Raw genomic sequence first — 14965 nt, forward strand, 5'->3', positions numbered from 1 at the left:
CGTTATGAGATTCCATTCTGTGTTGCAAATCGCAGTAGCGAAAAACTTGATTTTTTTAAATCTTATGCAGAAACGAAGAACTTCACGGAAATTGTGTATTTGCATTAATAATATATTAATAATTCTTTTGGAGAAAGGAGTAGGTGTGTTAACAAGATTATTATTCATACTTACTTTGCAATGTTTTGTTGCTGCTAAAGATAATGTTGCGGAAATTAAACAATATATTAAACAATCTTATCTTGCTATGTATCCAGAAATGCATATAGAATCTATTTCTTTAATTGCTAGAAATGAATTAAAGATTTATGACATTGAGATTCTCAATAAAAATCTTTCATCCTTTAAATCTTCTCATGGATACATTGCACTTACTTATAAATACAAAAATCATGTTATTCAAGAGTCCTTACGATATACCATGCAGGCATTTATCACTGTATATACTGCTACACAAAATATACCAGCTAAAAGCAACATTGATTCGGGTGTTATCACGGCAAAAAGACAGGAATTTAGTACTTTACCTTTTGTTCCTGCAACAAAGAACGAACTATTAGAATCAAGTGCTAGAATCTCTATTCCTGTTAATACAATGATTACTCAGAATAAACTTATGCAAAAAGTCTTAGTGCAAAAAGATTCCCTTGTAAAGATTGTTTTTTATTCTGAAGGTATTGAAGCGATAACTCATGGTAAGGCTTTGGAATCTGGTGTAAAGGGCAATATTATTAAAATTCAGAATATAGAAAGTAAACGTATTATTCAGGCGCAAATTATCGGGGAAAATGAAGTCAAACTAAACTAATATGATGAAAAATCTAGCAAGGTTCATACTATGTTACAAAAGAGAAAAGAAATACTTAGCAAATGACGAATTCCCATTGTTTAAGCTAATTGCAAAAGTGCTATTGAGATGATGACTAAAACAACACCGACATAACCAATTGGCTTTAATTTTTGTTGAAAAAAATAATATGCTCCAATTACACTTCCCAAAATTCCTATTGCTCCCCATAACGTGTAAGCAATGGGCAAATTCATGCCGTTATCAATCGCAAGAGAAAGTAGTAGGAAAGCAACTCCAACAAGCAATAATGCTAAGAATCCCCATTTCTTTTGCCTAAATCCATCTGACTTTTGCAGTGCAAGATTGGCAAATATATCGCATATTCCAGATATGACAATTAATATGAAATTCAACGGTAACCTTTAGAAAAATTTTGTGGATTATATCATTTTTAATCTATTTAAGTCATCAAGATACTCTAAAAGATAATTTATGCAATGTATTAGGGGTCTATTGAGGATTCTTATTTAATGTTAATGAATAATTTAGTTAGTCATTTGTTTTTTATTGTGTGTATTTAAGATATATTCATATAAATTAACATTATCTTTGTTATCCCAGCCTAATTCTTGCCAAAAAAGATTCCCAATGTTGTTTGTTTTGAAAGCAATTAAATTGATATGTGTTGCCCCTTCTTTCTTTAACGCATTAATACAGAACTCTACCATGCTCATGCCAATACGTTTGTGTCTGTATTCTTGTTTAACGCAGACATGATAAAAGTAAGCGCAACGTCCATCATAGCCACACAAAATAGTGCCAACAATTTTATCATCTTCTATGGCTACAACATTTGTATGGGGGTTTCTTAAAAGAAATTTATTGATCCCCTCTTTAGAATCATCGATTTCACGAATATAAAATCCCTGAATGCTTTTCCATAGCAATATAATCTCTTCGTAATCGTGTATTGTCATAAGTCTTAGTAGCATGATTTATCCTCATTTATAATGAATATAGTTTAGTTTGGGGAATATCTTTCTATTGGTTCTGTTTTAAAGGCATTTTTTTGTATTCTATTCATTAGACTTTCTACCATTTTGCTTGGATAGAGGGATTGCAAATAGGCTTTTTTTTCTTGTATATTATTAGTGTGGTATTGTTCATACGATTCTAGAAATTTGTCAATTTCAGAGTAATTATATCCTAAATCTTTTTCATCACTTTGTCCTTGATAGAGGTCGGCACTTGGCGGCTTATCAATAATAGAGCGCGGGATTCCAAGCAAATGAGCGAGTTGATAAATCTGTGTTTTATAGAGATGTGCGATAGGATTAATTGCGCAAGCCAAATCACCGAAAATCGTTCCATAACCAAGCATAATTTCAGATTTGTTGCTTGTTCCAATAACCAACCTTTGCTCCATTTGAGAAACATGATAAAGCGTTGCCATACGCATTCTTGCGCAAAAATTTCCTCTCGCAAGGGCAGTATGATTGGGGTGATTCTTGCAGAACACTTCATCGAATCCTTGAATTGATAATATTTCGTATTCAATGTTTAGTTTTTGACAAAGTTCTAGGGCATCTTGAATACTTGATTGTGAGGAATTGAGCGAAGGCATAAGAACGACTTTGCAATTTGTTGTTTGAGTGTCTTTATGGATTCTCTTTTCATAGGATTGGTTTTGGGAATATCTTTCTTGAGAAAATGCTTCTTGACACAGTGCCGCAACAACAGCACTATCAATACCGCCGCTAAGTCCCACTACAATTTTGTGGAAACCACGTTTTGTAACAGATTCTCTTAAAAATTTGATAAGCATTTTTTTGTGTGCGTCAGTAATGGTTTGCATATTTTTCTCATAGTTCTTTAAAGATATATTAAGCGTATTGTTTTACTTGATTTTGGGAATATTGTAAATATTTACAATTCTAACGAAAAACTTGATTATATTTGACAATATAATATTTTTTTAAGTGTTTTTTGACTAGAATCTAAGAGTTTTGAGAATCTTTAGGGTTTTAATTTAACCCTGAGATTCGTTTTATTTTTTAATGAAGGAGATAGTGATGGCTGATGTCAAAAGGCGAGATTTTCTTGGCATGGCTCTTGGCGGAGTGGCAGGCGTTGGTGCTATAGCCGCTCTTGTAGCTATGAAAAAAACTTGGGATCCTCTTCCTAGCGTGGTATCTGCAGGTTTTACTACCGTAGATGTTACCGGCATGCAGGAAGGTGAAATACGAGATACGCAATGGCGTGGCAAGCCAGTGTATATTATGAAAAAGAAAGCAGGTGATAGTATATCTCCTGCTAGAGATTTTCAATTGGGAGATTCTTATTATTGTATTGGAATTAAAATATGCACACATTTAGGGTGTATTCCAAATTGGAAGAGCAATGAAGAAATTTTTCATTGCCCATGTCACGGTGGACAATTTACAGGTGATGGTGTAAATATTGCAGGCACTCCTCCACCCCGTCCCTTTGATATACCTCCTTTTGTGATTAAGGGTGACACGACATTAGTGCTTGGCGAAAGCGGTGTTGAATATGAAGCAATGCTCAAAGCTTCAAGTAATGCATAAGGAGAATGTATGGCACATATAAAAGAAGCAAAGAATCTAGCTGATTGGTTTGATCAAAGACTCGCGACCAATCGGCTTTTTGAAGTTATGATGACAAAGTATTGGATTCCAAAAAATATCAATTGGCTTTGGGCTATGGGTGTTGTTTTAACAACATTGTTTGGTTTATTGGTGATTAGCGGAATCTTTTTGCTTATGTATTATAAGCCAGATGAGAATCTAGCTTATGATTCGGTGAATTATACAATTATGCAAGAAGTTGCATTTGGATGGTTGTGGCGACATATACATGCTGTTGCTGCGAGTATGGTGTTTGTGATTATTTATATTCACATGTTTGTTGCTATTTATTATGGTTCATATAAAAATGGACGCGAGATGATTTGGATCAGTGGTATGATACTTTTCGTAGTGTTTTCTGCAGAGGCGTTTAGTGGCTATATGCTTCCTTGGGGACAGATGAGCTATTGGGCTGCTGCTGTTATTACTAATCTTTTTGGAGGCATTCCATTGATTGGTAGTGATGTTGTTGAGTGGGTGCGCGGTAATTATGTCGTAGCAGATTCTACTCTTACTCGTTTTTTTATGTTGCATGTTTTTCTATTGCCTGTAGTTATTTTAGCCATGATAGCAGTGCATTTTTATGCTCTTCGAACGCCACATGTTAATAACCAAGATGGAGAAGAAATTGATTTTGAAGTAGAAGCGGCGAAGTATATAGCAGGAGATAGGAAAGAATCAAAAGTTATTAGGTTTTGGCCAGATTTTTTATGTAAAGATATTTTTATTATTTCTTTATTTATGATTCTATTCTTTTCTTTGGTGTGTTATCATTTCGATTTTGCAATGGATCCGATTAATTTTGAAAGAGCCAATCCTCTTGCTACTCCCCCCCATATTTATCCTGAATGGTATTTTCTTTGGAGTTATGAGGTTTTACGTGGCATCTTCTTTAGTGCGAATTTAGGCTTGGTTTTTTTTGGTATAGCACAAGTAGTGTTTTTATTGCTCCCTTGGCTTGATAGAAGCAAGGTTGTTAAGCCTGCGCATAAACGACCAGGATTTTTATTATTTTTTATTCTCTTGATTGTTGATTTAATTGTGCTCACTATATATGGCAAGCTACCTCCAGAGGGAAGTGCGAAGTATGTAGGTTTAGCAGCCTCTCTTAGTTTTCTTGTCTTATTGTTTGTCGTATTGCCTTATGTAACAATGAAAGAAAATAAACAAGGGGGTAGTTTATGAGAGAAATTAAAATATTTATTGTAGTTGCTTTTATTATTGGAGTAATGTATTATGGCGTTGAACCATTGGCACATCACGCTATGCATCCAGCAACTGCCCCAAGTGACTATGCGTTCAAAGATTTAGAGAAACTAGGTAAGATTGATGTGGAATCGGGTGATGCCTATGAAGGTAGAGAATTATTTGCTAATAATTGTGCATCATGTCATACTCTAAGTTCTCAGTCAGAAGCGGTATTCAATAGCCGTAATCCGAAGACAGTGCAACCAGTGGGCGAAGGTGGTGTAGTTCCTCCTGATTTGTCAAATGCAGGTTTGATTTTTGATTCTCATTTCTTAGCGCATTTCATTAAGGATCCGGTACGTGCTTCATTGCTGAATTCTAAATTTCAAGTATCTTGCGAAGGATTAGATGAACATGCAATGGCAACATGTGAGTCTTCTAATGCGGGTAAAGAAACTTACCCCATGAACGCATTCAATGGGATATTAAGCGATAAAGAAATTGCCGATATTGTGGCTTTTCTTAAGGTAATTGCTCCCAAACAGATTAGTGATAAAGAGGTATTTATAGAATCTTGCAATAGATGTCATTCGGCTATATACGATAAAAATCAGTATGACTCGAAGTTTTATGCAGCACATAATGCGCAAGTACAACCTTTGATTAATAGAGCAGAGAATGATGGTGAGGAGATGCTTATAGCTTCTCTTAGTGAACAAGACGCCTCTTTTTTAAATTCTCTATTAGCTCAAGCGAAATCTAAAGAGAAGAGTGCCCTTACAGAATCTGAGATTGACGAACATAATGATTCGATTAATGACAAAACTATTGAGCATTATGGTGTACTCAATTTACTTAGAAATTCTTTGTTGGAATCTACCTTTAACAAGGAAGGGCTACAAGCTGCAACAGATTCAAATTTGATTAAGGCTTATTTAGGTAATAATCCTCCAGATTTGTCTATGGTCATCCGCTCAAAAGGCACTCATGAGTTAGCTGCTTTTATTAATAATCCACAAAGAGTACCCCTTATTGAGATTCAACAATCTATTATTAATAAATTGGTCAAAGATAAACGAGAGGAAGAAAAAGCCGCATTATCTCCTAATTTAAGTCAAAAAGAAAAAGAGGCTCTTTATAAGCAAATCGATCTTAGAGATGCCCAATATTATCATATTGCACTTCCTGCTAATACTGCTAAGAGTCCATGGCAGAGCAATGATGATTATACTAATATGGCACAAGAGATGGGTGTAATGCCTCAGGGGAAATCTATGCCGAGAGTAGGCTTAACAAAACAAGCAGAAGCGCAAGTTATAAGCTATCTTCAAACAATAGGTGATAGCAAGAAAGAGGATAGAGATTCGTTAGGTTTATGGTTTATAGCATTCTTTGTACTACTCTCTGCGCTTGCATATATGTGGAAAACTAAGATATGGAGGGATTTGCATTAATATAATTTATTATTAACAGATTATTATTCTTATCGCCTTGTGTTTAGTGTATTCATTGGTCTTATTATGAATGAGGCACAAGGTGCATATACTTCTTTATTTGTTTAGTATATTCTCCATTATTTTTAATATATAGATGTTTAATGAATTTAAGCTGGCATTTTGTTTATTGTCAATTGTATTTATTGTGTTATAGTTTTAGTAATTTATATAATATCGATTTGTAGGATTCTAAAATATGAAGCAAAATGGTAAAAAAGTTGCGTTATTAATGAGTGGTGGTGTTGATAGTTCTTATTCTGCTTATTTATTGCAGCAACAAGGCTACGAAGTTATGGGAATCTATTTAAAACTCCATGATAAAGACAGTAAACATCAAATTTTTATAAGGAATTGTGAAAAAGTATCTTCTTTTTTAAATATTGCTTTTCAGGTTATTGATATTAGAAATGAGTTCAAAGAGGCTGTATATAATGAGTTTATTGAATCATATAAGAGAGGGGAGACTCCAAATCCTTGCGCCCTGTGTAATCCTTTGATGAAATTTGGTTTAGCACTTGATATTGCTATACAGAATGGCTGCGAGTATATCGCGACAGGACACTATGCAAGAATTAGCGAAATTGATGGTATCAAACGAATTCGAGAAGCCGTAGATAAAAGTAAAGATCAAAGTTATTTTCTTTATGCTATTTCACAGGACGCAATTAACAGGCTGATTTTTCCATTGGGCGATTTACTTAAAGAAGAGGTGAAACCAAAAGCATTTGCCGCCTTACCAATACTTGGTAGCCTAGAAACTTATAGGGAATCACAGGAAATTTGTTTTGTGGAGACTGATTATATTGATATTTTAAAGAAGCATACGGAGGTAAACCAAAAGGGTATAGTGCGCGATACTCTTGGCAATATTGTAGGAGAGCATAAAGGTTATATGCAATATACAGTTGGCAAAAGAAGGGGTTTCACTATAAGGGGTGCTCATGAGCCACATTTTGTGCTAAGTATTAATGCTGATAAAAACGAAATTGTTGTAGGACAGAGAGAGGAGCTTAAAACTTTTTATATAAAGGCAATTAACAAATCATTACCGCAACATTTTCATGGTGGGCATTTTAAGGCGAAAGTACGTTATCGTAGTGCTCCTAGCAATGCTAAAATCACTATTGATAAAGATAGAATTATTGCTTCTTTAGAAGAGCCTGTATATGGAGTGGCAAAGGGGCAAGCACTCGTTATTTATCAAGATGATATTGTTCTAGGTGGTGGTGTGATTGTTGAATAAAGGGGAATAAATCGAGAGTAATGATAAAATGTTTATTATAGATTCTTGATTCATTAACAATGAATCAAGAATCTATATCATATATTTTATTAGTCTACAATAATTTCTAGTGCTATCCCATAACACTCTAACTTTGGAGGTATGATTTCGAGTAGGGCTTGTTGTGTAGGCAATGGGCATGCTGTGATGTGTAAAACGACAAGAGATAAAGAATATAGTTGAGTTTGTGAACGTATACTAAGTTTAAAGTCAACGTTTTTTTGTTTAGCAAGTATTACACTCAAAGATAAGATAAAACTAAGCATGTGTAGGACAGGTTCATGCGGCAATAGATTCTTATGCGATTGCGGTATCGTTTTAGGTCTTTTTTTATGCGAGAATTCTAATAATGTGGCAATTGTATACCTTTGTATGTGCGAGAATCCATAATTTAAACAATGTAGAGCAATATAAGAACTGTGTTTGTGTGCTTGATAAAAGTTGACATTTGTACCAATATTGTAGAGATTGCTAGCAATTTTTAAATGATAGAGATATTGAGAATCTAAATATATTTTTTGTTTTATATTTTCTTGGAAAAGAATAAACAGGTTTTTAGCGTGCTTAAAAATTATTTTAGATTCATCAATACACGTTAAAAAGGTATCACGTAGAGAGCTAACACTAGGATTACAATGTGTTGGTAATACCCAGTTTTGGTTGCGTAGCATATCATACAGAAAAACGCCTTCGCGTACGCCCACACCACTAATAATAAGCGTTTGTGCCTGTAATTCTTCTAATATAATTTGTAAAATCAGCAAACCTGGTCGTATAGAATCTATTCTGTCCAGATTAATGCCTGTTGCTAATAATTCTTGCGTTGTAGCATGTACGATATGATTGAGATGTGGCATAATCGTTTGAATGTCTAATTCATAACCATGTAAAAAGTTTAATGGATATGATATTCTATTCATTTCATATTTCGCATACGCCCGTATGCTGCCGCCGATGCCAAAAATATGAAACTTACTTTTTGACATAGAATCACGATAAAAATGTAAAATTGTCTTAATATTTTCTTTTACATATTGTCTTGTATAGTTGTAGGCTTCATTGATTTTGTTGTGGTCAAAGAATAGCTCTTTTAAACGGATACTACCTAGATTAAGAGAAATCATTTCTTTAATGATTCCATTGTCAATACATGCTAACTCTGTGCTTCCTCCACCAATATCCACAGTAATACCACTTTTTTCATGCAATAAATTCGCACAAGCAACTGCACCAAAAAAAGCTTCTCTTGTACCGTCGATAACTTTAATATGAATACCACATTCCTTTTTTACTGCAGCAATAAATTCTAGTTTATTTGGGGCATCTCTAATGGCTGAAGTGGCTACACAAATAAGTTTACGACTTTTGAATAATTGGCTTACTCTCTTAAATTCTTTGAGCGCATTTAATGCTCTTTGCATAGCTGGTTTTTGTAAATAAGAATCGTGTTCATAGCTTCCTTCCGAAATTCTTACCTTTGACTTAAGTTCATGAATAAGACGGAATCCGTATCGACTTGTTTTTTGAAAAATAGCCATTCGGGCAGAGTTTGAACCTATATCAATAATTGTTGTGATTTTAGCCATGCAAAACCTTTTACAATGAAAAATTAGTTACGGGATGTGTGTTTGGAAGAATTTTCTTTTGAATCTTCATAGACAATTGCGTCCATTGGACAAACTGTGATGCACTCCGGATAGGAACTATAACCCTTACACATAATGCAGCGCTCTTGTTTAATGATATAAATTGGGTCCGCAACATATATAGCTTGTGTTGGACATACTTCTTTGCATGCATCGCAAGCAATACAATTGCGATTGATAAAGAGCATAAAGCTTCCTCGAGTTTTTAAAGCTATTGTAGCTAAAAAGATTGAAAATTATTTATTTTCGATAGGATTCTCTTTGTTTTATAAAGTAAAATATACTTTAATGAATTAACGTGAAGTTTAAAATATGGGGGTTTTTTATGGGGATATTTTCTAAAGATATACTCGCGTTAGCTATGGAAGAAAAGATTGAGGATTTAAGTATTGCTGAACTTAGTAGGTTATATGATTACGACATTTTTGTATTGGGTGATGCGGCTGACTCTATACGCGAGACGAGATACGGTAAAAAAGTTTTTTTTAATATCAATAGGCATATTAATCCTACAAATATTTGTGCAGATGTTTGTAAATTTTGTGCTTTTTCTGCAAGCAGAAAAAATCCGAATCCTTATAGTATGACTATTGATGACGTGCTAAACCAATGTAGGGAAGCTTATAATCGCGGTGCAAAGGAAGTGCATATAGTTTCTGCGCATCATCCAGATTATGACTATAAACATTATTTGGATATGTTTTCGACTATTAAACAAGCATTGCCCAATATTCATATTAAGGCAATGGGTGGTGCTGAAGTCGATTATCTTACAAGGAAATTTAATTTTCCCTTGGAAAAAGTACTCGAAGATTTGTTGGAGGCTGGGGTTGATTCTTTGCCAGGCGGTGGGGCTGAAATTTTTGATGAGAAAATACGTAAAAAACTTTGCCATGGTAAAGCCGATTCCGCACGTTGGTTTGAAGTGCATAGATATTGGCATAGTTTAGGCAGAATGAGTAATGCTACGATGCTTTTTGGGCATATAGAATCTCGTCATCATAGAATCGATCATATTCTAAGGCTACGAAAAGCACAAACTTCATTGGAAAGAGCCAATAACAAAGAGGGTGGATTCAATGCCTTTATTCCATTGTTATATCAACGTTTGAATAATTTTCTTAATGTCAAAACAAGTCCAAGTGGGCAAGAAATCCTTAAAACTATTGCTATTGCTAGGATATTGCTTCCAAATATTCCGCATATTAAAGCATATTGGGCTTCAATTTCGTTTAATCTTGCAATAGTTGCTCAAGAGTTTGGTGCAAACGATATGGATGGCACAATAGAAAATGAAAGTATACAATCTGCTGCAGGTGCTAAAAGTAAAAACGGTGTTTCATTACAGGAAATGATTTCGCAGATTCAGAACGCAGGTTTTATTCCGGTAGAACGTGATAGTTTATATAATGAATTGCAAAGTTATCAAGAAGTTTCATGATAACCTAGAAAAATAGACAAAGATATTAGAATTATTGGAATATTGGATATTTCATATATTAAAATTCGTCTTGTAACTCTTGGCAAAATTTCTTTATCATAGAAACTTAATAAACTTACAGAAATCCTAAGTTTTCATGGATATTTTGGTTAGTTATACATCACTATAGAATTTAATGTTAGGCAGGAATTGCATGATTTATGTTACCTGCAATCAAATGTTAAAAGTTGATTCTCTCAAATCGTACGCTCAAAATCATTAACTTTATGGAAACGGTGAGATTCTAAAGAGTATTGAGGAGTATTGAACGTTGTTTGTACTGTAAGAAATGTTATCTGTAACGGGATAATTAGCGAATAAGAATACAATTACTATTTTTCCATATTTACAGCGATGCAAGCCATGTGGGTGAAGTTTACATAACAGCATGATTCTGGTAGCAAACTATATTTGCGTAAATTTATTTAGAAGTATTTTAGTTTATTGTCATTGGCAACGTTGTGAATCAATGTAATTAGTTATCTAAGTAATATTTTAATTGGCAGAATCTTTTTTATTCGTTTGACGTTACGATTCAAATAATGTGAGAAACGTTTGCTTGTATGAAATTTGTTGAGGATATTTAAATACTATTCAATTCTATTGCAGAGTAGAACGAATAGTATTCAAGCGAAGAATCCTTTAACTAGCGGCTTTGCGTTAGTTTATGGTTAAGATTAGTTAGAGTATGTAATTTTACAATTTAGTAAATATGATGTTATTTTTGTGCATCTTCTACGATGTTGATAATTGTATTTGCCACTCTTCGAGCAGTTTTATCCAAGAATTCTACAGGAGAAGTGAATCCTACGCAAGAGCAGTTGATTTCACCGAGCACGTATTTATCTTTACCATTTTCATCTGTATCAAGAATAAAATCTGCTGTCCAAATTAATGGTAAATCATAATTTCCAAGTTTTGTTTTGATTTCCGGGAGATTTGCAAGGAAATAATCTACCAAGCTTTGCCATTGTTCAGGTTTGTCATAGCGGTATTTTGCACCACTAAATAACGTGGCAGAAAAAGCATCTGCTCCTTCTGCTGGTTTTTTATGTACGACATAAATAGGATCTTTATAGAGCATAAGGATTCTGATTTCTCCCTCTTTAATACGTGGCAAGAAAGTCATATCTACAAGCATTCCGTTGTCGCCTTTGAGATATTTTTCACAGAAATCCATAAATTCACCAAGTTTTCTCTCCTCGACATGATTATCGACTGCTTCTGTACAGCGGATTATTGCATCTAAAGGTAATTCGCTTGCGCCTTTATATTTTTCTGGTTCTTTAATTTGCACACGCCAAATACCTTCACCTGTTGAGCCTCGATTCTGTTTTAATACTCTTTCACCTTTCACAAGTGTTTTGGGGAAATTCTTTTTAAAATCATGCTCGCCGCCTGCTTCCCATTTTACACCAATTCTTTGCGCTTCTGCCGGATCATAATATGCTAGAGTATCGGTAGGAACAAGCTCTGTATTACGCAATTTCGTCAAGGCATCTTTTGCTCCATAGCCAATCATTGCATCGGGGTGAGGCATACCAATTACGCCATCAGAGCATAGTTTGCGTAGCACATCGAAATATAGTTTTTCTTCTTTAAGATTTCCCGGATTTACACGAGAGACATAGGCATCAGCAGAATTTTTGACATACTCATAGATCTCATTTTTTTTCTTTTCATCTTTAAGAATCTCGTCAGTAAAAAATACTACTTCTGCATTCCAGCCTAGTTTTTTGAGATAATCCATCATAGGCACAGTATCTTTTCTATGTCCATCTTTACCTTTATCACTACCACCTACTGCTTCAAAAAACACGATATGTTTTTTCATAAATGTCTCCTCAATGTATTAAAATATAAATTGTGTTGTTAATTGTAACATATTTATTATGCTATTGAGTAGAGATAGTTTATAATTATTTAACTATTTAATTATTTTTATAGTTATTTAGCGAGTAGCTTTATTGTTAATATTAAAACTAGGATAAATTTTATGCAGATTCTCTCTCAAAATTCTCTTATTTCTAGCCTCTTATGTAATCCTAAAATATGGAAATTTTTAAGCATTTTTATACTAATGGTAGCTATAAGTGTCAGAATTTTTCAGTTTATTTTTCATAAAGATTTGTGGCTCGATGAAGCAATGCTAAGTGCAACTTTATATCATAAAGATTTTAGTGAGATATTTTTTTCTCCCTTACCTCATTTACAAGCTGCTCCATTGGGCTTTTTGGCTGTTACAAAGCTTTTATGTCTTTTATTTGGTTATTCCGAGTACAGCCTTTATTTTTTTCCTATGCTTTGCGGTATTGCTTCATTGATTCTTGCTTTTAAGATTGCTAATGTAATCTACGGGGGGGGCTCCTTACTTGTTTATTCGTAACGCTTTGTGCTGGTTCGCTTGGATTATTGCATTATTCAACCGAGTTTAAGCAGTATGGTATAGAAGCTTTTGTAGCATTTTTGCTTGTTTATATCTACATTACGGGTAAAGATTTCAGAATCTTTACTTTTTTTATTGTTATTTTTATTCTTTTTTCTAACACTATTATTTTTATAGCTTTTGGTTTGGGATGCGGATATCTTTATCGGAATATCTTTGATTTAAAAAGATTTTTTTATAAGAATCTTTTTTATTTGTTAATTATTCCTATCGTATTTGGTATTTATTACTATGGTTATATACGTTATCAGGCAGTGAGTGGATTCTATGATTATTGGCAGAGTTTCTTTTTACCTCATAGGCTTGCAGAATATCCTAAGTTTTTTTCAGAAATATTGTTAGGTACATTTGTTGGTTATACGCCTTTTGGAAAAGAGAGGGTTTTGCCCGTTTATATGTTTATCTCTTTGCTGGGTTTTATTTGGTTTTATAAGAATCGTAAGGATATGTTTATAGTAACTTTTGTAATTTTACTTACTGCAATTGTCTTGAGTCTATTACGGATTTATCCTTTTGGACATAATGGGATTATTGGCGGAAGACTTTCACTCTATCTTTCAGTAATTTTTTATTTGCTTTGTGCTTCTGGAATTGGATATCTTATAAGTTTAAGCAAAAATATATGGTGGCGTAATTGTTGGAGCTTTGTTGTTATCTGTCTTGTCATTGCAGATTTATGTCGTTACGTTCAGCATCTCTACAAGCATGAATATGCGATACAGCAAACTCATGAGCTGATTTTAAAGGCAAATACAGAGTTTCAATCAAATGATTGCGTGATGATATACAAAAGTACAGAACCTGCTTTTAAATATTATAGTTTTCTTGACAATATATCTTTGCCATATAAAGTATTTGATGAGAATCCTCATTTCGATAGTTATTCGAGCTGTAATCATATTTTTGTGTTAGTGGCGCATGCCTCTACTGAATTTGTATCAAAGTTAGATTCTCTTGCCGTAATAGCTAATAGAAATGTAAAAATTATTAAACCAAGGTATTATGGGCACGGAGCGTTTCTTTTGATTCTTAGTAGCAAAGAGAAATCGGAGAAATAACTTCTCGATCTAAAACTCCTAAATGTTCCATTTATTAAAGTGTTAGTAGCGCGCTTAATTTAATATAAGTATTGATATTGTAATAGTCCCAAGTGTAAAGCACTCCCGCATCTCCTCGCATTTTCATCCATTTAGCGTTTACAATTTCAGCACCAGCTTTAACATCTATAGCCGTAGAGATTCCTTGTAACGTTGAAGATTGGAGTGTAGGTAGAACAATAGTTACATGATTATTTTGCGGTATGTTTCGTTGTATTGAAGTCTCAATAAATGCTGAACCATTTTTAAAGAAAGCAGAGGCGCGCAACCCTAGAGCAATAGATGCTCCGCGTGTTGTTAATGCGTCAGCATTTGCTGTATAAATTTGCGCTTTTAAAAACGGTCGAAATACGTATGATTTATAGGGAAAATCAACGCCTATATATTGCACATAGAGATAAAGGGATAACCTATCTAGCTTACTAAAACCGATGTCTGTACCTATTATAAAGAAGGAAAGAGGGGTGAAATTGAGCGGTATGCTTATTTCTTTGCCTACCAAGGCAGATAAAAATAAAGGTTTGCGACTATTGGATTGGGACGAAAGTGAGCTAGATACAAATCCAAGGGCAGTATTACCATGAATTTTCATTTGCATTTTTGCGAAATTATGCAAATATTCATAGTTTATGTTCATGCCGTTTATTCCTAATATTTGAGAATCTGAAAGACTAAAAATCGCAAAATAACTCGCACTTAAATCACCAAAATTTTTATTTTCAAAGATTCCGTTTAATCGCTGAAAGGTGGGATTTATATTTTCTGTTTCTATTGTTTTATGCAATGAAATATCATGTTTTTTAGAATCTTCATTGTAAGTAATTTCCGAATCTGCATGAGCTGCTACGAGCAATGTAGCTAATATCATAATGTATTTTTTCATTATCACTCC

15 protein-coding genes are annotated in these 14965 nt (G+C 33.8%); 8 read left to right on the forward strand and 7 right to left on the reverse strand.

Going from position 1 to position 14965, the window contains the following annotated elements:
* The first annotated feature begins 145 nt into the window (after positions 1-145).
* On the forward strand, positions 146-808 hold the full coding sequence (gene flgA / locus CQA66_RS05820; protein WP_158657030.1) for a flagellar basal body P-ring formation chaperone FlgA: 663 nt from the start codon (positions 146-148) through the stop codon (positions 806-808).
* Positions 809-888: 80 nt separating this feature from the next.
* On the opposite strand, the gene CQA66_RS05825 is transcribed toward flgA, so the two are convergent.
* The 3 genes from CQA66_RS05825 to nadE form a co-directional block, all read right to left on the reverse strand.
* Positions 889-1203, reverse strand: a complete 315-nt coding sequence (locus tag CQA66_RS05825) for a DMT family transporter (protein ID WP_104763459.1) — start codon at positions 1201-1203, stop codon at positions 889-891.
* Positions 1204-1335: 132 nt separating this feature from the next.
* Positions 1336-1782, reverse strand: a complete 447-nt coding sequence (locus tag CQA66_RS05830; RefSeq protein WP_199770435.1) for a GNAT family N-acetyltransferase — start codon at positions 1780-1782, stop codon at positions 1336-1338.
* 29 nt (positions 1783-1811) lie between these two features.
* Entirely contained in the window at positions 1812-2645 is an 834-nt protein-coding gene (nadE, locus tag CQA66_RS05835) for an NAD(+) synthase (RefSeq protein ID WP_104763458.1), read from the reverse strand.
* Positions 2646-2862: 217 nt separating this feature from the next.
* Between nadE and petA the strand changes: the two genes are divergently transcribed.
* The 4 genes from petA to mnmA all read left to right on the forward strand — a co-directional run bounded on the left by petA (position 2863) and on the right by mnmA (position 7365).
* A complete protein-coding gene (petA, locus tag CQA66_RS05840) occupies positions 2863-3378 on the forward strand; it encodes a ubiquinol-cytochrome c reductase iron-sulfur subunit (protein ID WP_104763457.1) in 516 nt (171 codons plus the stop codon).
* 9 nt (positions 3379-3387) lie between these two features.
* Entirely contained in the window at positions 3388-4623 is a 1236-nt protein-coding gene (locus CQA66_RS05845) for a cytochrome b (protein WP_104763456.1), read from the forward strand.
* The gene (locus CQA66_RS05850) at positions 4620-6080 is read left to right on the forward strand and encodes a c-type cytochrome (RefSeq protein WP_104763455.1); all 1461 of its coding nucleotides are present in this window, start codon (positions 4620-4622) and stop codon (positions 6078-6080) included. Before CQA66_RS05845 ends, CQA66_RS05850 begins: the two co-directional genes overlap by 4 nt.
* A 238-nt stretch (positions 6081-6318) precedes the next feature.
* Positions 6319-7365 (forward strand): tRNA 2-thiouridine(34) synthase MnmA, encoded by a 1047-nt coding sequence (gene mnmA / locus CQA66_RS05855; RefSeq protein ID WP_104763454.1) that lies wholly within the window; start codon positions 6319-6321, stop codon positions 7363-7365.
* Between the two features lie 89 nt (positions 7366-7454).
* On the opposite strand, the gene CQA66_RS05860 is transcribed toward mnmA, so the two are convergent.
* Together CQA66_RS05860 and CQA66_RS05865 are read right to left on the reverse strand one after the other, a co-directional pair.
* On the reverse strand, positions 7455-8990 hold the full coding sequence (locus CQA66_RS05860; RefSeq protein ID WP_104763453.1) for a Ppx/GppA phosphatase family protein: 1536 nt from the start codon (positions 8988-8990) through the stop codon (positions 7455-7457).
* Between the two features lie 23 nt (positions 8991-9013).
* Positions 9014-9238: a DUF362 domain-containing protein gene (locus CQA66_RS05865; RefSeq protein ID WP_104763452.1), complete on the reverse strand. Its 225-nt coding sequence runs from the start codon at positions 9236-9238 to the stop codon at positions 9014-9016.
* 173 nt (positions 9239-9411) lie between these two features.
* Between CQA66_RS05865 and mqnE the strand changes: the two genes are divergently transcribed.
* Positions 9412-10491 carry an aminofutalosine synthase MqnE gene (gene mqnE / locus CQA66_RS05870; RefSeq protein ID WP_104763470.1) on the forward strand — a complete coding sequence of 360 codons (1080 nt, stop codon included), beginning with the start codon at positions 9412-9414 and terminating at the stop codon, positions 10489-10491.
* Positions 10492-11248: 757 nt separating this feature from the next.
* Here mqnE and CQA66_RS05875 read toward each other — a convergent pair.
* Entirely contained in the window at positions 11249-12364 is a 1116-nt protein-coding gene (locus tag CQA66_RS05875; RefSeq protein ID WP_104763451.1) for a Cj0069 family protein, read from the reverse strand.
* 162 nt (positions 12365-12526) lie between these two features.
* On the opposite strand from CQA66_RS05875, the gene CQA66_RS05880 reads away from it, so the two are divergent.
* Both CQA66_RS05880 and CQA66_RS05885 read left to right on the forward strand, forming a co-directional pair.
* Complete coding sequence (locus tag CQA66_RS05880) at positions 12527-12916, forward strand: hypothetical protein (protein WP_104763450.1); 390 nt, start codon at positions 12527-12529, stop codon at positions 12914-12916.
* Positions 12917-12942: 26 nt separating this feature from the next.
* Positions 12943-14034 carry a hypothetical protein gene (locus CQA66_RS05885; RefSeq protein WP_104763449.1) on the forward strand — a complete coding sequence of 364 codons (1092 nt, stop codon included), beginning with the start codon at positions 12943-12945 and terminating at the stop codon, positions 14032-14034.
* Positions 14035-14068: 34 nt separating this feature from the next.
* Here CQA66_RS05885 and CQA66_RS05890 read toward each other — a convergent pair whose 3' ends face one another.
* Entirely contained in the window at positions 14069-14956 is an 888-nt protein-coding gene (locus tag CQA66_RS05890) for a hypothetical protein (protein ID WP_104763448.1), read from the reverse strand.
* Positions 14957-14965: the final 9 nt, after the last annotated feature.

It is taken from the genome of Helicobacter aurati (assembly GCF_003364265.1).
Lineage (GTDB): Bacteria > Campylobacterota > Campylobacteria > Campylobacterales > Helicobacteraceae > Helicobacter_A > Helicobacter_A aurati.